We start from the raw sequence: 18,766 nt of genomic DNA on the forward strand, positions 1-18,766 counted from the left end.
CCTGTCTAGGTTTATAGCTTTATTCTACTAATTCAAGTTAAAGGCTGTTTTAACTTTTATGATTTAAACAATTTTTCTAGATTTTATGATATTCAGATTTAATTTGACGTTTATGCTCAAACATTTTTTTATCTGCTTCGGCAGCCGCTTTGAATAGCCCTTGTGCAGGCTGTCGCATGGCTACGCCAATTGCCGCACCGATTTTTGCCTGTGTCAGAGCATGTATAAGACGACTCATGAGTATTTCCACTCCGACCTCATCATTTTCTACGCTTAAAATTACAAATTCATCCCCACCTAGACGTGCCACAATATCATTGCTACGTGCAGTATGTTTGAGTACTTGGGCCGCCTGCTGAATTAATTCATCTCCGTAATCGTGCCCGAGACTGTCATTCACTTTCTTGAGATCATTCAGATCAATAAAGAAAACTGCAGCAGGATGTCCATAACGCTTGCAACGCTCTTCTTCTGTAGTGACCAATCTTTCCCACGCCCGGCGGTTATATAAGCCAGTCAAACCATCCATAAGCGCTTCAGCTTCTAGACGCTCATGCTGACGAATTTGTTCATTTTGACGCAGTTCAGCTTGCAGAATACTGCTTAATAAATTACCGAATAATTCAATCAGCTCTATATCCTGAATAATGGCTTCAGATTTTTCTTGAGGATCGATGGCGCAAAGTGTACCGAACAAGCTACCATCTTCATGGATCAGCGGTTGACCGATGTAGGATTTAATACTGACTTGCTGGTTAATCGGGGCAGTCGCATATAAAGGAATCTCTTTTGAACGAGGCGCAATTTTAGGGCCTTTACCCGCAATCATATGAAAACAAAATGAATCTGCCCACTGAAATACTTGCCCCGGTTGAACATTATAACCATGGTCTTCACTCTGGAGTACAATCCAGTCTTTACCTTCGACTCGGGTAATCATCCATAAATTAAATCCGAAACGTTTATATAAAAACTTGAGAACAGCTTGACCGGCGTCTTGAAAGCTTCTGAAATTTATATTATCCATCCAAAATAAACCTATGCTTATGATCCCAAAAAATTATTTATCTGTTTTAATTCAGAATATTTTCTGAATTCATTAGAACTTATCATGAATATAAAATCTAGCCATATAAACTCATATCGACTTATTCTTCACTAAAATACTTAAAAGTAAAAAGAGGCTAGATAGCCTCTTTTTAAGTAACCCTATTTAAGCTTGTGCAGGATTAGTCAATTCCGTCATCGGCCAACGTGGTGTCGTTGTTACCGACAATCCATCGTGCTGTCCTGCTTTTAAACGTTGGTAACCTGCAAATGCAATCATTGCACCGTTATCGGTACATAATGCAGGTTCTGCATAATAAACTTGTGCTTGGATTTTTGCCAAACCTGCTTCCAAGCGCTCACGTAAACGTTGGTTGGCACTCACCCCCCCCGCAATCACTAAACGTTTTAACCCGGTTTGTTTGAGTGCTTTGATCGATTTTTTTACCAATGTATCCACTAAGGCTTCTTGGAAGGATGCCGCAATATCAGCTTCACGGTTTTGACCTTCAACTTTTTTCAATTGAATTGAAACCGCTGTTTTTAAACCACTAAATGAAAAGTCTAAGCCCTGATGCAACATTGGACGCGGAAAATCAAACGCTGTTGCACTGCCTTGCAATGCCAATTTTGAAATATTGGGCCCACCCGGATAGGCCAAGCCCATCATTTTCGCGACTTTATCAAAGGCTTCACCCGCGGCATCATCAATCGATTCACCAAGCAATTCATATTGACCAATACCGTGCGCAGCCATGAGCTGTGTATGGCCACCGGAGACCAATAAAGCGACAAACGGAAATTCTGGGGGGGTCGCAGATAATAAAGGCGCAAGCATATGACCTTCCATATGATGCACACCAATGGCCGGTTTATTTAAGGCAAATGCTAAAGTACGGCCAAACAATGCACCTGTCATTAATGCGCCCATCAAGCCTGGTCCACGGGTATAGGCAATCGCATCAATTTGTGATTTTTTGATATTACTTTGTTCAAGCAACTGATTCATTAAAGGAATTAATTTTCTTACATGGTCACGTGAAGCCAGTTCAGGAACAACACCACCATATTCTGCATGCAGTTTAATCTGACTATATAAAACTTGTCCTATCAAGCCGACTTCACTGTCATAAAGTGCTAATCCTGTTTCATCACAAGAAGTTTCTAAGCCAAGAACGATCATTAAACTGCCTTTTACCCGTATCTAAATATTGCTAAAGCTATTATAGACTTGTGATATGAGATGTAAATGAGTAAAATACTGTCCTTCACTTGTGATCCAAGGCAATACAGCCTAGATCTTATCCATAACTTAATGAGGATTCTTCATGCCACAAGTTAAATTGAAAGAAGGCGAACCAGTAGACGTAGCTATCCGTCGTTTCAAGCGTTCATGCGAAAAAGCGGGTGTTTTAGCTGACGTTCGTAAACGTGAATTCTATGAAAAACCAACTCAAGAACGTAAACGTAAAAAAGCTGCTGCTGTTAAACGCTACCAAAAGAAATTGGCGCGTGAATCAGTACGTACTACTCGCCTTTACTAAGATTAATTTGTGATTGACTGCCTGGACTAAATAAATGACTACTTTAAAAAACCAAATAACCGATGTTTTGAAAGCAACTATGCGTGCTAAAGAAATGTCTAAGTTAACGGTAATTCGTGGTCTACAGGCAGCAATTAAGCAAATCGAAGTCGATGAACGCATAGAGCTTGGCGACGCTCAAGTTCTTGCGGTCATTGAAAAGCAAATTAAACAACGTAAAGAATCGGTTAAAGCCTTTGAAGGCGCTAACCGACAAGACTTAGCTAGTAAAGAACAAGCCGAACTTGAGATTTTATCTCAATTTCTACCAGAAGCTATGACTGAGGAAGAGCTTGATTCTATCATTGCGCAGACGATTACTGCTCAAGAAGCTACTAGCATGAAAGATATGGGTAAGGTGATGAATTCTCTGCGTCCGCTCATAGCCGGGCGCGCCGATCCTGCACAAGTTTCAGCTAAAATTAAAGCCAAACTTGCATAATCCCACTTCTATATTTTCTTTATCGTTGAACTGCCTTAATTACAAGACAGTTCAAACACATTCTCTTATTATTTCAAATCACACTGCACATTATATTTTTTCAATATCAACATTTCTTTTGATGCCATCACTTGATGAATCACGTCCTGCTTGGTCATTTGTCTAAACTGACGATCTAAAGACGCTCTGTTTTGATCTGCCGCTTGATATAAACGCTCTATATAATTACCCACAATTCCGCAGAATTGGGCTTGCTGCTGTGAAGTAAAACTGCTTTGCTGCGCATCCAGACTACTAAAAAAGCTTCTGGTTTCCTGCTTATATTGTTCAGAAATTTTATCCACGGCTGCCACGTATTGCTCGACACTTGCCAAGGCAACATTTGATGCCGTGCAACCAACTAGAAAACAAGAAAATAATATTTTTTTCATCATTTAATTAATACTGTTCATTATTAGAAATACAAATTCAATCCAATATTATCATAGGCTTAACTCTTACAACTGTAGATTTTATTCATCAATATGCAAAAAAACAAGGTTTATATTGGATATAAGCCTGTTCCGTAGGTGCGGGTATTTCCCCGGAAGTCACTGTACCTAAACGTAAACGAATAATGTCTGGCAAATCCATCCGATAAGAATAAACAGGGCTTCCGCATTCCTGACAAAATACCCGGGCTTTATCAGGGGTGTGAAAATATTCTTTTAGAAATTTAATTCCACTGGTAATTTCAAATTTTGATTTCTGCAAAGGACTGTTCCAGCCAAAGATCGAGCCTTGAGCCATCTGACAGTCTTTGCAGTAACATATGATAGTTTTTTCAATTTCTCCATGGTAACGGTAAGTCACCGCACTACATAAGCATTGTCCTTCTAACATACTTAACTCCTTATTTTTATTATCCTTACAAAATAACAAGATTAAATTAAATTCTGAACTGTCGTTCTTTTTGCATTTCATTAATCCGCATTTTTATTTTTTCAGATAACACTTCATTATTTTTAATCAAGCGCTGTGCATGCAATAGCGACTTAATTGCATTTTCTTCCCAGCCCGCCCAGTATTCCACCTCTGCACGATAACGCAATACATTTACCGTTCTAAACGGAGATTGCTGATCAATATTTGCGGCTTGCTGCATAAGTCGCCAAGCGTTGATATCGCGAGGGTTTTTATTGCTAAAGCGCTGGATCAGGTTTAAGGCTTGGGCAGGCTGTTTTTGACGAATCAATACTTCAGCCAATTTAAAAGCCAAAGCCCGATTTTCAGGCATTATTCGCGCGGCAGACTGAATTGCTTTATAGGCCTCATCGGTTTTGTTTTGTCCCAGATAAATATCGGCTTGGATTAATAGCAATAGATTGTTCAAGCGCTGCTGAACCTTCGCCTGATCTAAAACTTGCTGTGCTAAAACATAGTCGCCCTGTTTGAGATAAAAAGCAGATAAAGCCAACTGCCCTGAGAAACTTTTACGATTGGCTAAAATCTGTAATTGTTGTTCGGTGGCCTGATTAGAAACAACCATGCTGTACAATTTCAGTATTTCAAAATCTTCATCGCGCAAATTCGTTTTAACTCGAGGCAACTGATTTGCCCGTAATCGCGCCTCACTCATCCGTTCTGTACTTAGTGGATGAGTTAACCAAAAGTCAGGTAAAAAACTGACTTTACTGGTTTCTCTGTGCATCACTTCAAAAAAGTCAGCCATACTTTGCGGGTTATAACCGGCTGTATACATATATTGCATCCCAATACGGTCTGCTTCACGCTCTTGATTACGACTGTAATTCAGCTGCTTATCCATTAAGGCGGCCTGCGACCCCAACATTACCGCGGTACCCACATCACCATCCGCTTGCGAAGCAACTAAAGCACCCACTAAAAGTCCCGCCAAAGTCAGTAAACCCTGCCCTTTAAACGCTTCTTGAGAGCGACTGTAATGACGTTGTGATACATGTGCAACTTCATGCGCCATCACTCCAGCCACCTCATCCATATTTCGAGCAGAAGTCACCATCCCTGTATTAATGGCAAATAATCCACCGGGAACAGCAAAAGCATTAATTTGAGGGTCATTGATAATAACTAAACCAATAGGTTGCCCAAGCTGGGTTTGACTTAAAATATGGGAAAACACACTGACCAATTGATCTTCTAACCATGGATTTTGCAGCACAGGCATTTGTTTTTGAACTTCACGAAATACTTTTTCGCCAATCATTTTTTCTTTTTGTTGATCAATTAAACCGACTCCGCTGCCGATTTCTGGAACATTAAACTGGGGTGTGGAATTCACATTAGCACTGTGTGTCAATGCCATTGCTGAAATCAAAGTAATGTTGCAAACCCATAAAAACCGTTTCAATGTTATATTCTCAAACTGCTTTTTTTCAATTTATCTGACTATAACATTGAAAATTGAAGAGATTTGCAATGAAGTGTTATCAATCTTTAAGAAAATGAAGCATTCACCACATAAGCTGGGGTTCGTCCTTCTAGTGCATCGACCAAATTACGATAAGCCAATTCAGCCATTTTTTTACGTGTTTCCTCCGTCGCAGAACCCACATGCGGCAAAGTTACAACATTATCTAAATTAAAAAGCTCTGATTCCTGTAAAGGCTCTTTCAAATATACATCCAGACCCGCAGCAAAAATTTTACCTGCTTTTAAAGTATCAATTAAAGCCTGTTCATCCACTACAGAACCACGTGCAATATTCACAAATACTGTATGTGGCTGCATTTGATCAAACTCATGCTGACCAATCAAGGCTTTAGATTCTGGATTTAAATCGACAGCGACCACTATAAAATCTGATTGTTGTAATAATTCATCTAAACCGCAATATCGTGCATTTAAAGGCTGCGCCAATTCCAACTTTTCACGTCGATTATGATAAAGAATATTCATATTAAAGCCATAAAAACCACGACGGGCGATAGCAGCACCAATGTTACCCAGACCAATAATACCTAAGGTTTTACCAAAAATATCTCGTCCAAATTGAGCTTCACCTACGGTACGTTTCCATTGGCCCTGTTTGGTCCATTGATCCAAATAAGGCACTTTACGCGCAGCACTCATCAACAAGGTAAAAGCCAAATCAGCCGTGGTTTCCGTAAGCACATGAGGAGTGTTAGATAACCAGATTTTTTTCTGATTTAGATAGTCAAGATCATAGTTGTCATACCCCACACTAACACTTGAAATAATTTTAAGTTGCTGTGCTGTGGCCAAATTACTTTCATTAAGTAGGCGCCCTGCACCAATCATGGCATCCGCATCTTTAACCTGTTCGCGGATCTGCTGGTTAACATCGCCCAGTTTTGGATTAATGACTTCAACCTGATATTGAGCTTGTAAACGTTGAAGTATATCTTGATCTAACTGACTAAAAACAACAACTTTCTTCTTCATGTAGCATCCGTTTTTTGGTTACTTTTTTGCATAAATTGCCATAAGCGTTTTTTTAATACGGGCTGATCTAACATCTCTTGCAAGCCCGCTAAATGAATACTTTTTGAATAATTAAAATAAGGGAGTTGCCCTAAAAAAATAATATTTTTATCTGCACTAATGGCATCTATAAAGCCCTGCACATAGCTTTCAGCACCACGACCATCCTGGAAATTGATTAAAGGAAATGGCCATTGCAATTCATAATATTCAGCTTGAAGGGCTTGTTGAATATTATTCCAAAGTTGTTGTTGTTCAGCGCTCAGTTCGGTAGCATTAATCACAATAATACAATGTGGCAAACTAAAAGCCTGTAATTGAAAAGCTTCAATCTGTAGTGCAGCTCGCTCTTCAACAACTTGAGTTACAACTTCAGCCTGAACTTCTTTGACAGCTATCGGTGGCGTTGGTAACTGTTCTGTTCGATCAAGCGTTTTAAGCTGTTCAGTCTTTGGCGCTGGGGCTATGGATGATTGAACTCTCGTAACCACAATCTCGGTCAGATATTCGGGTGCAGCCTGATCTCTCCAAATGGATGAGGATGGCATATCTTGACACGCAGCCCCCTTAGGAATCCAGACATCGATTCCTAATGTTGCCAGTATGTCACGCTGATGCCCTATCATCTTTTTTCATCACCCATTGAATGCTTGGTATTCTAACGAGATTAGTTGTCTTTTGCTGATCTTTTATTACAGATTAGTTTAATCATCACCCATCTATAATTTTATCGCATCCAGTTTATACAATTATTAAACTATTTTTTTTCTGCATTTGCTCAACCATTTCATTCGTTTCAAAACCCAAACGCCAATATAGCAATTGTAAAACATCCAGTTCATCTTGCGTGATAATACGATCATTCCACAAGCAAAGCTCTGCAATACCTAAAATACTCAAGCGATCACGCAGTAGTAAACCGGCAATATCATTTAAAATTTCTGCCAAATCAATTGGCTCATCAGAAATCTCGGTGTACATTTCCAGTTCTTTTGCAGTTAATACACGCTTGAGAATCTTTTCACGAACATCCAGTTGATTCACGCTATTGATTTGCTGCACATGCAATAAGGCATCAATCAGGCGCACAATATGCGGTTTCACTTCTTCCAAGGAAGTAGGTGTATGTAATGGAAGAAGATTTAATTCAAATTTCACGTATTCAAGCAACAAAGCATCTAGCAGACCGATTTCACCATCTTCTTGAATAATACGTGCCAATTTCATTAAAAATTGCCGCGCAATGCTAGCAGGCATTGTTCCAATATTTTTACAAGCTTCATAGAAAATAGAGATATGGACTCGACCATCCAAATTCAACAATGAATCCACAATCGCCCGACTGACTTCAGCATTTGCAGGAATAAATTCACGATACTGCCTAATCATTAAAATCGACACCATCACTTCTCGCGAACCCGTCGCTGTCTGTAATGCCCGTTGTATTAACTCAGGACGTCGCATATTATTTCGAATTGCCGGATTTAAAGGCTTAATCGCGTCATTGATTGCAAAACTAATGGGTGATAAACGTAACAGTGGAAGCGGTTGTGGGGAACTCCACGGTGAGTATATTTCACCGTTCATTTCATCCAGTGACCGGAACAAACTAAATAGCGGTTGATTACGTATTTTTTTTAAATTTTCAAGTTGTAAATCTTGCACCAAACCCGGGTTTAGCTCATAAATACGTTGCTCAATACTCGGATGAATATTCATCCAGTTTTGCGGACTCAGAGAGTTGGCAAAACACATATGTGAAATCGATTCAGCATATTCACTGTGAATTTGTGATCCTGAATGATGCACATAAATTCTAAGTAAAGTCTGTACATTGGCATCATTTTGAATTAAACGCCTAGTTTTTTGATCATTTTTAAATGTCCGTCCGCCCAATGAAATATATTTAATAAAACGGGTAATTAAAACACCGAGACTTCCAATCAGCCAAATCACACCACCCATCGCGACAAAGAAAGTCGCAAATTTATGCGTATGCGCCTGTCCATGCTTGGTAAAACCCAGTTTTGCAATTTTACTACCCCACTGGCTAAAAGTCGTCAGACTGCTGTAAAGAATTTTTAGACGAGTATTTTCTGCTGTTTCACCGGATAAAATTTTATTGAACTCATGGCTTAATAAACCATAAAGCTCTAATTCATCTAGATTTTGTAATGCACCCCAGGTCAAAATAATCACAATATCACGCGGATAGAAACCTGCGGTGAGTGCATTTACGCCTACTTCCCCGGGAAGCACATATACGGCTGGAGTCTCAATTAAAAAGGTATCTGCCAACTGTTCAGTGATTTTAAGAGCAACACTTTCCTCAGGAATACTTTCGATTAGGCTTAAGCGACGCGCGCCTAACTGTTTTGCCAGCGAATGCCCACCGGCACGTAATACATAAAACTCGTACAGGACAGAAATCGTCATCACACTAAGCAGCAGCACGATTAAATAAGGACTCAAAACATGCCAGAATATGGACTGGGTATGATCAATATAAAATACCAGCAACCCCATAATGATATTTAAAATGAATAGTGTGAGCAACACCGCAAGCATGCACACACTTGCAGACCAAACCATATTTTTGTTTTGAATAAAAGAATAGCCCGCACTCTTCAATGTGAAGATCCTTTATTACATTGTATTTGTTCACTCATCATAAATTAAAAAAGCGGGAAATTCCCGCTTTTCATAGAATTAAGAAGAATTTTATTCTTCTTTCACTCCAGTAAGATCCACTGATGCAGCATCAATGTTTACATCAATATAACCACCAATGGATTTTTTTGCAGAGTCGTTACGTTTACGCTCAAGTTCATCCAGATAAGCTGCATCAATTCCGCCTGCCACGTACACACCATCAAAAACCGAACAATCAAATTCTTGCAGTGCAGGTACTTTACTGGTACGAACAGCGCCTTTTAAGTCTTCCAAGTCTTGGAAAATCAAACGATCAGCACCAATAATTTCACGGATTTCTTCCACACTGCGACCAGAGGCAATTAACTCATCTTTCGCAGGCATATCAATACCGTAAACGTTTGGATATTTCACCATGGGTGCAGCTGAAGCAAAGAAAACCTTCTTCGCACCAGCATCACGAGCCATCTGAATAATCTCGTTACAGGTTGTACCACGAACAATCGAGTCATCCACCAGTAAAACGTTTTTGCCTTTAAACTCAAGTTCAACTGGGTTCAATTTTTGACGAACTGATTTTTCCCGCTGTTTCTGACCCGGCATAATGAAGGTACGTCCGATATAACGGTTCTTCATAAAGCCTTCACGGAATTTAACACCCAGGATATTGGCAAGTTCTAAAGCTGAAGTGCGTGATGTATCTGGAATTGGAATCACCACATCAATATCGTGTTCTTCACCCCACTCACGCGAAATTTTATAGGCAAGTTTTTCACCCATTTTTAAACGTGCTTTATAAACTGAAATGCCATCTATAATTGCATCTGGTCGTGCAAAATACACATATTCGAAAATACAAGGGCGGTATTCAGGATTTTCTGCACATTGCTTGGTAAACATTTCCCCTTCTGAAGTAATAAAAATTGCTTCACCCGGCTCAATATCACGTTCAACTTTAAAACCTAAAGCAGTAATTGCCACTGATTCCGAAGCAATAATATATTCCATACCTTTTTCAGTTTCACGCGAACCATAAATCAGTGGGCGAATACCGTTTGGGTCACGGAAGCCCACCAGACCATGTCCGGTGATCATTGCCACAACGCCATAAGCACCTTTGCAACGCTCATGTACCCGTGAAACTACCTGGAAAATATCTTCTGAAGTTGGATTAAGCTTGCGACTTTTTTGCATTTCATGTGCAAAAACGTTTAATAAAACTTCAGAATCTGAATCGGTATTCATATGACGAAGATCTGTTTTAAACAAATCATCGTGAATTTCTTCAGCGTTGGTCAAGTTGCCGTTATGCGCCAAGGTAATCCCATAAGGCGAGTTCACATAAAATGGCTGTGCTTCTGCACTGCTTGAAGAACCTGCTGTTGGATAACGCACATGACCAATACCGTAATTACCTAGCAGTGCACGCATGTGACGCGTATGAAAGACGTCTCGTACCATACCGTTGTCTTTACGCAGGAACAAACGCCCTTCATGACAAGTTACTATTCCGGCTGCATCCTGACCACGATGTTGTAACATCGTTAATGCATCAAACAACATTTGGTTAACAGGTGATTTACCAGCTATACCAACTACTCCACACATAGCAACCTCGCAAACAAGCTAGGATTAATAAAAAGGATTATTTGTTGATTCATCTGTACGCGCTGCATGCTTCTGCGTTTTATCAGACGATGAGTCGGAAGATGCCGGCGCACCTTCATCGGACTTGATATGATTGAGCGCTCCATGCGCAGCTTCTTTGGAAAGCTCGGCGGCCCATGGTGCGTAAGGGATAAGAAGTTGTACAAATTTAGACTGTTTCCAGTGCGGAGAACTTTCCACCCAAGGACCAATGCCTTGCATGGTAATAAGTACAATCATTAAGCCCTTTAAAGAGCCAAAAGCACCGCCTGCCAATCTGTTGAGGGGGCCAAGTTTTAGACTCTTTAATATCTTGTTGAGAAATGCAGTAATAATCCAGGTTAATACCACCATCACCAATACGATAAATGCAAAAGCTGCAATTTTTTGTACTACTGGATCTGCACTGAGTGAGACCATCGAAGGTGCCAGAATGGTTGCATATTTTGCACCAATGATGAGTGCAAAAATCCATCCTACCAAGTTCGCAAAGGCTGAAATCAATCCTTTTCGCAAACCGTTAAGCCCTCCAATGAGCAAAATAATCAGTATGAAGATATCCAGTGTATTCATGGAGTATTTAGCGCATCAACACAATCTTTAACCAGTGTTGGACCTGTATATATGAGGCCACTATAAATTTGTACAAGGCTTGCACCGGCAGCTTGTTTTGCAACTGCCTGCTCACCCGACAAAATACCGCCGACACCAATCAATGGAATTTGACCTTTCAATGCTTTTGAAAATGCTGCAAGACAAGCGGTACTTTTTTCAAAGACTGGCGCACCAGACAAGCCACCCGCTTCATTACCGTGCTTGAGATTTTCCACACCTTCACGTGACAAAGTTGTATTAGTCACAATCAAACCATCAATTTTAAACTGGATCAATTGCTTTGCAATAAATTCGATATCTTCAACCGTTAAATCTGGCGCAACTTTAAGCACCAAAGGTACATAATGCTGATGTTCTTCGGCCAGTTCAAGCTGACGCTTTCTTAACATTTCCAACAGTTCTGTCAGCGCATCACCGCTTTGTAAGCTGCGCAAATTCTTAGTATTCGGCGATGAAATATTGACCGTCACATAAGATGCGTAATTATAAACTTTTTCCAGACAGATCAGATAATCATCGACTGCATTTTCAACAGGAGTATCGGCATTTTTACCAATATTAATCCCCAAAATGCCTTTGAATTTTGCGGCTTTGACATTTTCAATCAGTTTATCTACACCATCATTATTAAACCCCATCCGATTAATAATGGCTTTGGCTTCAGGTAAACGGAATAAACGAGGATGCGGATTGCCTGCTTGTGGACGCGGGGTAATGGTTCCAATTTCAATAAAACCAAAGCCCAGTCTAGCCAAGGCATCAATATAAGCGCCATTTTTGTCTAAACCGGCAGCCAAACCTACCGGATTGGGAAATTGAATCCCCATACAAGTCACTGGTTTAGAGGCAATGCTTTGACGCATCATGCCCATGCGATGAGCTGATTTCAATAACGATAGTGTCAGCTCATGTGCACGCTCTGGTGCTAAAGAAAACAACAAAGGGCGGACAAGAGAATACAACATATCTGTAAAAGTCTACTGCTTTTTAAGTCGCCATATTATAGGCATAGCCCATGGAAAACGCCATGCTTAGCGGATCTTTATTTTTACTCATTATTGCACTATCGCTGTTAATTTAATCTGACCTGCCTCAGAAATTAATTCTATTTTTTCAAGACTTAGTCCCATTTGAGCGAGTTGGGTTAAAAAATTTGCCAAAATGGCGTAATTTTCATGTGATGCCAAAATTTGAATTTGTTCACCTGCTTGTTGAGATGCAACCGATAATCCTTGCTGCTGGGCAACACGTTGCACTTTATCTGCCGCAGTTAACTGCAAATCATTAGCAGGTTTCATAGTCACCGCATTGCTTTGCATCCACACCATCATGTCTTTTAAATCATTAACGCGGTTTTGCTGTTTATTTGCTGCTGCATGCATAAACCAAAGTGTTGAACCAATAGCGACAACCACAACAAAAATAGTGGTAAAAATCACCATATAGCGTTCACGTACAGACAACCGATCTAAATAATCGGTTATTTTCTCTATAGATTGATCAATAGAGCTTTGCAGTCTTTCTGATGTAGTCATTATTGTATTTTCACCAATCCAATTACACCGGTGCCATTCGGCTGGATATTGCCCAATTCAATTTTAAATCCTTGCTGATTCAGTTGTTGCGTTAACGTTTGCAACGCCGTAGCAGAATTGGCTTTTAGTTCCATATTTAGAACTGAAGCATCGTAATTGATACGATTTGCCACAATTTGATTCTGCATTAAAACCGGCCCCACCCGACTGAGTAATTGCAAGGCTTGAGTATTGGCACTTTTATTCAAACGTACATGACTTTCAAACTGGCTCTTTAAATTTTGTTCAGTCACACGGCTACTCTGACCAAACCAGTATTTATATTGATCGATTGCTTGTACTGCAGTCTGATCTGCAACCTTTTTATATTTATACCAGCGCATTGCATCATAGCTAAATTGAACCATTAAAGCTGCGACCAACACAGCAGCACAGGCCTTCCAATAGCCTCCTACACCAGTACTGTTTTTAGCTTTCGGCAGGATATTAAAAGGATGAGCTTTGGCTTTTTTTAAGACCGGCAATTCATAATGAAAAGATTCAATCTGCTCATGTGTGACCATCGCTTCAAGGCTTTGCATTTGTTCAGCAGTAAAATTGCTAATTTTATAACGCTGCCCTGGCGGCTGATAATCCAGAAACAAAGCTAAATCATCAATCGAATTACCTATAAATTCTTTTTCACGCACCAGCAACTTTCCTGAAACATGAGCAATGACGGTTTGCCCTGCTTCCGGGCTAGGTAAAATCAGAAAATCAGGCAACAGGGAAATGACTTTAACTGGAATCAAGCTCAAGGTATGGTTTAGCATTTCTACTGTATTATTTGCCACACCCAAAATAAACAACTGATCTGGATTTTGAAAATGATGCAATACCTTCATTGCATCAATAGGCAAAACCACAAATTCTTCTAATAGATATTTAACCCCTTCCACACCCAGTTTTTTATATTGTGATTTGGCTAACGTCTGTTGCACCATTTGCACATCACGGCTTGGAAAAAATACCACGGCTTCTTCACCATGATAGGTTTGGGTTTCTTGAATCAATTGTTCAAGACTAGAGGTTTGATACCAGCTCTCTCCAGTCGACCATTGCCAAACCCCATTGGCTTCAGGCATCCATAAATACAACATTAATGTTTTTCTGCCGTTTTAATTAATATTTTATGTGTTTGGTATAAAACTTTTTAATTGGGTTGACAAGCCAGCTGCAATGACGGCTTGTTCGTAAATGCGCGCCTCAGCCAGAGCATATGGATTAAATGACTCTAGTGTCAATAACGATGAAATATGAGCCACCACATTCATATGACATACCACTACGATAGACTCATAAGGCAACTGGGCCAACCATTCTACTGCTGATTTCGCATCGTCTTCAGGTTTAATCTTATTACACACCAGCACAGGCACATTATTAAAATAATGTTGAAGATGCGCCAAAGTTTCTTGAGCACGCACCAAAGGACTCACCACAAATATATCGGGTTTAATCATGTCCTTTAAATAGGTTGCTGTTTGTTGCGCCTGCTTGTGCCCTCGCTTGGTTAATGGACGTTTGTCATCATTTCCATTGACCGCAGGAGAAGCTTCACCATGACGGACTAAAGTGAGTTGCATAAAATTTCCTTATTCTCCATCTGCAGCAATTATAACCCAGCTTTATGACAGAGCTCATTCATTCCAATATTTGAAATTAAACTTCATGGTGTGGCAAAACAAATTCCACATCACTACGGTGCCCATTTTTCATCAGTGAAAGTGCGATACTTAAAGGCGGTGCACCTTCAAAAATCACATCATACAAAGCACTGGTAATCGGCATATATACATCCAATTCTTCTGAACGACTGCGCACCTGAATAATCGTATTGATCCCTTCCGCCGTCTGCCCCAATTCCTCAGTCGCCTGTTGCAAGCTTTTACCTGACCCCAAAGCAAAACCAACCTGGTAATTACGACTTAGTGGACTGCTACAAGTCGCAAATAAATCACCAACCCCTGACAACCCGAGGAACGTCAGTGGATTTGCTCCCAATTTCACTGCAAAACGGCTCATTTCAGCCAATGCACGAGTTAAAATCATACTTTTGGTATTTTCACCGACTTTATAAGCCGCAGCCATACCCATTGCAACGGCATAGATATTTTTTAATGCCCCGCCAAGTTCCACACCATGAACATCGTCACTTGCAAATACACGAAATAATGCACTGTGCAAGGCTTGCTGTACTGCATAACGTACCAGTTCGGACTGACTGGCAATCACCGTACCTGCGGGCTGACCTGCCATAATTTCTTTGGCTAGGTTCGGCCCTGAAAGTACACCATAAGGCACTTCAGGTAATTCTTCACGAATAATATCACTCATAAAACTAAAGGTTTTTGCCTCAATACCTTTGGTTAAGGATATGACCGCCTGTGAAGTAATGAATGGCTTAATTTGTTTGAGTACATCACGAAAAGAATGACTTGGAATCGCCACTAGAATAATGTCACGATTACAAATAGCAGTTTCCAAATCCGTTACTGCCTTTAATCCTGATTCTAAATTAAAATCTGGCAAATACCGTTTATTGATATGGGTTTGATTGATTTCATTGGCAGCTACTTCGTCACGAATCCAGATCATGGTATCACAACCATTTCTTACAGCTGTATTCGCCATGGCAGTACCAAAACTGCCACCCCCTAAAACGGTTACCCGTAACGCTGTTTTTTGATCTACCGATACCGGTTGAACAAGATCTGAAAATTTCAATTCTGACATTATTTTTATATCTCAATTCATGATTCAATAAAGTTATTTATTCCAATAACTCACATAATTTTGGCTATTTATTTCTGCACGTGCAGGAATCGCTTTTACGGCTGTTCCAATATAAATAATTCCAGAAATCAAATCTTCGGCTGCAAGACCTAAAGCCTGCTTAAATAACCTTGATTCAATCACTGCACCGCTTCGCCAAATGGTCGAAAAACCTTGAACTTGCAAGGAGAGCAAAAAGTTTTGTATCGCTGCACCGGTACTTAAGGTTTGCTCAAAATCAGGAACTTTCGGATGCGGTTTAAATTCCGTTAATGCTAAAACCAAAAGTGGGGCGCGAAAAGGATGGTTTTTAACACGGTCTAACTGAGACTGATCTGTTTCACCCAGATCTGCGATTGCTTGAGATAACAATTCACCAAAAGCTTCACGCTGATCATTCGGAATGACGACAAAACGAGTCGGTTTGAGGCGGTGATGATCTGGTGCTGTCAATGCAGCCTGAAAGGCTTTTTCCAACTGCGCCGCATTCGGTGCAGGCTCAACCAAATGACCAATTGATTGACGCTGATGAATATTAAGATGAACCGTATCTACCGCTGAATCCGTCATTAACTTCTATATCTATGTACTAAAATATTTGATCAAGATTAGCATATTCTTATTCAGATACTCTAGAGTATTAAATCAATGCTTCCCTCTTCATTTCAGTCTTAAAGGTAGAGTAAACACAGAGTAACCATATAAAACTGCATATTTTATACAAGTCCTTCAAAAATCATTCAAAAAATTATGTTCCAATAATTTTAATTCTTTACGATCTTGGGGAAAACAATGAATAAAGTTTTGGTACTCACTTCAACAATTGCAGCAACTATTATTCTAAGCGCCTGTACATCAAACCCAACCAACTCATTGGCTATTCAAAAGCAAAATAACCAATATGAAGTGACTGGTGTAGGTAAAACCAATCTCATTTCAAAAAATAATGCCATTACTGCCGCCAACAATACCTGCGGTAAAAAAGCCACTGCGATCATCATTGATGAAAAAACTGAATACAACGGTGCTTTAAAAGGAGTTGTGGATGAAAAAACAGGACAAATGATTCAAGCTGCAACCAGTGTTCTAGGTACTTTAGCGGGTAAAAGTGGTAGCCTAGCTCGTGATGACGATTATCAAACAGTTCTCACTTTTAGCTGCCGAGCAAACTAATTTGCTTAGAGAATCAGTCTATTTCATCGTATCACCCAAACAATGATATTTTAACTAATACACTAATCAAAAGCCGCTTATTTTAAGCGGCTTTTGATTTTACATTTTAATTAATGCCAGATTAACAATAACCTTCCATACGGGTTAAAGGTAATTTTTGACCAATAGCTTTTTCAATCTCTGGAAGATAGAACGCATCATCTTCAGATAGGAAACTAATACTTACACCACGCGCACCCGCACGACCGGTACGACCAATACGGTGCACATAATCATCCGACTGTTCAGGCAAAGTAAAATTCACCACATGTGAAACACCATCCACATGAATACCACGACCCGCAACATCAGTTGCAATCATAATATTATGTTGACCATTTTTAAATTGATCTAGCATTTTAGTACGCTTATCTTGTGCAATTTCACCAGACAACATAACTACTTTATAGCCATCTCTTTTTAAATGATCATAAAGTTTACGTACCTGGTCACGACGATTAGCAAAAATCATGACTTTTTCAATCGGTTCATCACGTAAAATTTCTTCCAGTAATTTATACTTATCTGTTTTCGCAACCATATAAACGCGTTGCTCAACATCTGCATTGGTTTTCCTTTCTGGCTCAATTTCAACAGTGATGGGTTCAAACAGCCATTGTTGTGCCAAGTTTAAAACATCATAACTAAAGGTTGCAGAAAACATGAGGGTTTGACGTTGTTCTTTACGCGGTGAATAACGCACAATCCGTTTAACTGAAGGAATAAACCCCATATCAAGCATACGGTCTGCTTCATCAATGACTAAAAATTCGATTTGATCCAACCAGACTTCTTTTTGTTCAACAAAGTCAATTAAACGACCGGGTGTTGCCACAATAATATCGACAAACTGTTTATTCAATTGTGCTTTTTGCTTATCAAAATCTACCCCACCCAATAGGGTAACCACATGCAAATCGGTAAATTTGGTTAGCTCTTTAGCATCACTTTCAATTTGTAAAGCCAACTCACGTGTTGGCGCAAGAATGAGCGCGCGTGCTTCACCGCGATAGCGTTGTTCTTTAATCGGATTATTGAGCAAGTCATTAATTACACTGACCAAGAAAGCCGCTGTTTTCCCGGTACCTGTTTGCGCACGCCCAATAGCATCATGCCCAGCCAAAGTAAATTTCAAAACCTTTTCCTGAATAGGTGTCATTTCTTTGAAACCTAAAGCATCAATAGCCTGTTTCAGTTTCGGATGTAAATTTAAGGTTTCAAAACCAGATGACATATAAATGTGCCCTAACTTAATATTCAGGAAAATTATAGCCTATTATAAACAAAAACGCCCCAAATTACATTGGGGCGTTCTCATGAATAATCAGGCGATTAGTCTAAAGGTTGTACTTCTTCAGCTTGGAAGCCTTTTTGACCTTTAACTACGCTGAATTCAACACGTTGGCCGTCACGAAGTGAACGGTGACCGTCACCTTGGATAGCGCGGAAATGAACGAATACATCGTCGCCGCCGTTACGTTGAATAAAGCCGAAGCCTTTAGTGTCGTTGAACCATTTAACTACGCCTTGTTCACGAGCTGTCATAAGTTAATCCTCATTGTATTTAATAGAAGGACCACCCGGTGTTGCAAACAGCAGAGTAAACAAGGTTTAAAAATATTTATTATTTCTAAGCTTGTAATCATTCTGTATTACTATTAACAAAATCCCGGTTATATCCATTGCTATATTCAACTTTAAGACAAAATTAAGTGTGTCATTAAGTTGAATACGCGACGAGCTTATCATGGGTTTAT

Annotated in this window: 21 protein-coding genes; 3 read left to right on the forward strand and 18 right to left on the reverse strand. The window is 39.8% G+C overall.

The window, feature by feature from the left end; all coding sequences use genetic code 11:
* Window positions 1-76 precede the first annotated feature (76 nt).
* Together E0H89_RS06765 and tsaD are read right to left on the reverse strand one after the other, a co-directional pair.
* Window positions 77-1,027: a sensor domain-containing diguanylate cyclase gene (locus E0H89_RS06765; RefSeq protein WP_131215738.1), complete on the reverse strand. Its 951-nt coding sequence runs from the start codon at window positions 1,025-1,027 to the stop codon at window positions 77-79.
* A gap of 186 nt (window positions 1,028-1,213) precedes the next feature.
* Entirely contained in the window at window positions 1,214-2,230 is a 1,017-nt protein-coding gene (tsaD, locus tag E0H89_RS06770; protein ID WP_131215740.1) for a tRNA (adenosine(37)-N6)-threonylcarbamoyltransferase complex transferase subunit TsaD, read from the reverse strand.
* 145 nt (window positions 2,231-2,375) lie between these two features.
* Between tsaD and rpsU the strand changes: the two genes are divergently transcribed.
* Together rpsU and E0H89_RS06780 are read left to right on the forward strand one after the other, a co-directional pair.
* Complete coding sequence (gene rpsU, locus E0H89_RS06775) at window positions 2,376-2,591, forward strand: 30S ribosomal protein S21 (protein WP_001136722.1); 216 nt, start codon at window positions 2,376-2,378, stop codon at window positions 2,589-2,591.
* 34 nt (window positions 2,592-2,625) lie between these two features.
* On the forward strand, window positions 2,626-3,072 hold the full coding sequence (locus E0H89_RS06780) for a GatB/YqeY domain-containing protein (RefSeq protein ID WP_131215742.1): 447 nt from the start codon (window positions 2,626-2,628) through the stop codon (window positions 3,070-3,072).
* 68 nt (window positions 3,073-3,140) lie between these two features.
* Here E0H89_RS06780 and E0H89_RS06785 read toward each other — a convergent pair whose 3' ends face one another.
* The 14 genes from E0H89_RS06785 to E0H89_RS06850 all read right to left on the reverse strand — a co-directional run bounded on the left by E0H89_RS06785 (window position 3,141) and on the right by E0H89_RS06850 (window position 16,367).
* Entirely contained in the window at window positions 3,141-3,503 is a 363-nt protein-coding gene (locus E0H89_RS06785) for a hypothetical protein (RefSeq protein ID WP_131215956.1), read from the reverse strand.
* A gap of 88 nt (window positions 3,504-3,591) precedes the next feature.
* Window positions 3,592-3,954 carry a GFA family protein gene (locus E0H89_RS06790; RefSeq protein WP_131215744.1) on the reverse strand — a complete coding sequence of 121 codons (363 nt, stop codon included), beginning with the start codon at window positions 3,952-3,954 and terminating at the stop codon, window positions 3,592-3,594.
* 46 nt (window positions 3,955-4,000) lie between these two features.
* On the reverse strand, window positions 4,001-5,440 hold the full coding sequence (locus tag E0H89_RS06795) for a M48 family metalloprotease (RefSeq protein ID WP_447053274.1): 1,440 nt from the start codon (window positions 5,438-5,440) through the stop codon (window positions 4,001-4,003).
* An 86-nt stretch (window positions 5,441-5,526) separates the two neighbouring features.
* On the reverse strand, window positions 5,527-6,495 hold the full coding sequence (locus tag E0H89_RS06800; RefSeq protein WP_131215748.1) for a 2-hydroxyacid dehydrogenase: 969 nt from the start codon (window positions 6,493-6,495) through the stop codon (window positions 5,527-5,529).
* Window positions 6,492-7,160, reverse strand: a complete 669-nt coding sequence (locus E0H89_RS06805; protein WP_131215750.1) for a hypothetical protein — start codon at window positions 7,158-7,160, stop codon at window positions 6,492-6,494. Before E0H89_RS06805 ends, E0H89_RS06800 begins: the two co-directional genes overlap by 4 nt.
* Before the next feature lie 115 nt (window positions 7,161-7,275).
* Window positions 7,276-9,126, reverse strand: a complete 1,851-nt coding sequence (locus E0H89_RS06810; RefSeq protein WP_502698403.1) for a M48 family metalloprotease — start codon at window positions 9,124-9,126, stop codon at window positions 7,276-7,278.
* A 129-nt stretch (window positions 9,127-9,255) separates the two neighbouring features.
* A complete protein-coding gene (gene purF, locus E0H89_RS06815) occupies window positions 9,256-10,794 on the reverse strand; it encodes an amidophosphoribosyltransferase (protein ID WP_131215754.1) in 1,539 nt (512 codons plus the stop codon).
* Window positions 10,795-10,818: 24 nt separating this feature from the next.
* Complete coding sequence (locus tag E0H89_RS06820) at window positions 10,819-11,406, reverse strand: CvpA family protein (RefSeq protein ID WP_131215756.1); 588 nt, start codon at window positions 11,404-11,406, stop codon at window positions 10,819-10,821.
* Window positions 11,403-12,413, reverse strand: a complete 1,011-nt coding sequence (locus E0H89_RS06825; protein WP_131215758.1) for a quinone-dependent dihydroorotate dehydrogenase — start codon at window positions 12,411-12,413, stop codon at window positions 11,403-11,405. Before E0H89_RS06825 ends, E0H89_RS06820 begins: the two co-directional genes overlap by 4 nt.
* Before the next feature lie 90 nt (window positions 12,414-12,503).
* Entirely contained in the window at window positions 12,504-12,983 is a 480-nt protein-coding gene (locus E0H89_RS06830; RefSeq protein WP_131215760.1) for a type II secretion system protein M, read from the reverse strand.
* Window positions 12,983-14,122: a type II secretion system protein GspL gene (gspL, locus tag E0H89_RS06835; RefSeq protein ID WP_131215762.1), complete on the reverse strand. Its 1,140-nt coding sequence runs from the start codon at window positions 14,120-14,122 to the stop codon at window positions 12,983-12,985. The genes E0H89_RS06830 and gspL overlap by 1 nt, the downstream gene beginning before the upstream one ends.
* A gap of 30 nt (window positions 14,123-14,152) precedes the next feature.
* A complete protein-coding gene (sixA, locus tag E0H89_RS06840; RefSeq protein WP_131215764.1) occupies window positions 14,153-14,608 on the reverse strand; it encodes a phosphohistidine phosphatase SixA in 456 nt (151 codons plus the stop codon).
* A gap of 76 nt (window positions 14,609-14,684) precedes the next feature.
* Window positions 14,685-15,758, reverse strand: a complete 1,074-nt coding sequence (locus E0H89_RS06845; RefSeq protein ID WP_131215766.1) for an NAD(P)H-dependent glycerol-3-phosphate dehydrogenase — start codon at window positions 15,756-15,758, stop codon at window positions 14,685-14,687.
* 33 nt (window positions 15,759-15,791) lie between these two features.
* Complete coding sequence (locus E0H89_RS06850) at window positions 15,792-16,367, reverse strand: nitroreductase family protein (protein WP_131215768.1); 576 nt, start codon at window positions 16,365-16,367, stop codon at window positions 15,792-15,794.
* Window positions 16,368-16,589: 222 nt separating this feature from the next.
* On the opposite strand from E0H89_RS06850, the gene E0H89_RS06855 reads away from it, so the two are divergent.
* Window positions 16,590-16,970, forward strand: a complete 381-nt coding sequence (locus E0H89_RS06855) for a hypothetical protein (protein WP_131215770.1) — start codon at window positions 16,590-16,592, stop codon at window positions 16,968-16,970.
* 121 nt (window positions 16,971-17,091) lie between these two features.
* On the opposite strand, the gene rhlB is transcribed toward E0H89_RS06855, so the two are convergent.
* Both rhlB and E0H89_RS06865 read right to left on the reverse strand, forming a co-directional pair.
* Complete coding sequence (gene rhlB, locus E0H89_RS06860) at window positions 17,092-18,243, reverse strand: ATP-dependent RNA helicase RhlB (RefSeq protein ID WP_131215772.1); 1,152 nt, start codon at window positions 18,241-18,243, stop codon at window positions 17,092-17,094.
* A 98-nt stretch (window positions 18,244-18,341) separates the two neighbouring features.
* On the reverse strand, window positions 18,342-18,554 hold the full coding sequence (locus E0H89_RS06865; RefSeq protein WP_004648643.1) for a cold-shock protein: 213 nt from the start codon (window positions 18,552-18,554) through the stop codon (window positions 18,342-18,344).
* Window positions 18,555-18,766 lie beyond the last annotated feature (212 nt).

Source organism: Acinetobacter sp. ANC 3781 (genome assembly GCF_004331285.1).
Taxonomy (GTDB): domain Bacteria; phylum Pseudomonadota; class Gammaproteobacteria; order Pseudomonadales; family Moraxellaceae; genus Acinetobacter.

Coding starts and splice junctions, on each gene's coding strand:
- E0H89_RS06765 (WP_131215738.1), bottom strand. CDS start 1,027: ATGGATAATATAAATTTCAGAAGCTTTCAAGACGCCGGTCAAGCTGTT.
- tsaD (WP_131215740.1), bottom strand. CDS start 2,230: ATGATCGTTCTTGGCTTAGAAACTTCTTGTGATGAAACAGGATTAGCA.
- rpsU (WP_001136722.1), top strand. CDS start 2,376: ATGCCACAAGTTAAATTGAAAGAAGGCGAACCAGTAGACGTAGCTATC.
- E0H89_RS06780 (WP_131215742.1), top strand. CDS start 2,626: ATGACTACTTTAAAAAACCAAATAACCGATGTTTTGAAAGCAACTATG.
- E0H89_RS06785 (WP_131215956.1), bottom strand. CDS start 3,503: ATGAAAAAAATATTATTTTCTTGTTTTCTAGTTGGTTGCACGGCATCA.
- E0H89_RS06790 (WP_131215744.1), bottom strand. CDS start 3,954: ATGTTAGAAGGACAATGCTTATGTAGTGCGGTGACTTACCGTTACCAT.
- E0H89_RS06800 (WP_131215748.1), bottom strand. CDS start 6,495: ATGAAGAAGAAAGTTGTTGTTTTTAGTCAGTTAGATCAAGATATACTT.
- E0H89_RS06805 (WP_131215750.1), bottom strand. CDS start 7,160: ATGATAGGGCATCAGCGTGACATACTGGCAACATTAGGAATCGATGTC.
- E0H89_RS06810 (WP_502698403.1), bottom strand. CDS start 9,126: ATGGTTTGGTCTGCAAGTGTGTGCATGCTTGCGGTGTTGCTCACACTA.
- purF (WP_131215754.1), bottom strand. CDS start 10,794: ATGTGTGGAGTAGTTGGTATAGCTGGTAAATCACCTGTTAACCAAATG.
- E0H89_RS06820 (WP_131215756.1), bottom strand. CDS start 11,406: ATGAATACACTGGATATCTTCATACTGATTATTTTGCTCATTGGAGGG.
- E0H89_RS06825 (WP_131215758.1), bottom strand. CDS start 12,413: ATGTTGTATTCTCTTGTCCGCCCTTTGTTGTTTTCTTTAGCACCAGAG.
- E0H89_RS06830 (WP_131215760.1), bottom strand. CDS start 12,983: ATGACTACATCAGAAAGACTGCAAAGCTCTATTGATCAATCTATAGAG.
- gspL (WP_131215762.1), bottom strand. CDS start 14,122: ATGTTGTATTTATGGATGCCTGAAGCCAATGGGGTTTGGCAATGGTCG.
- sixA (WP_131215764.1), bottom strand. CDS start 14,608: ATGCAACTCACTTTAGTCCGTCATGGTGAAGCTTCTCCTGCGGTCAAT.
- E0H89_RS06845 (WP_131215766.1), bottom strand. CDS start 15,758: ATGTCAGAATTGAAATTTTCAGATCTTGTTCAACCGGTATCGGTAGAT.
- E0H89_RS06850 (WP_131215768.1), bottom strand. CDS start 16,367: ATGACGGATTCAGCGGTAGATACGGTTCATCTTAATATTCATCAGCGT.
- E0H89_RS06855 (WP_131215770.1), top strand. CDS start 16,590: ATGAATAAAGTTTTGGTACTCACTTCAACAATTGCAGCAACTATTATT.
- rhlB (WP_131215772.1), bottom strand. CDS start 18,243: ATGTCATCTGGTTTTGAAACCTTAAATTTACATCCGAAACTGAAACAG.
- E0H89_RS06865 (WP_004648643.1), bottom strand. CDS start 18,554: ATGACAGCTCGTGAACAAGGCGTAGTTAAATGGTTCAACGACACTAAA.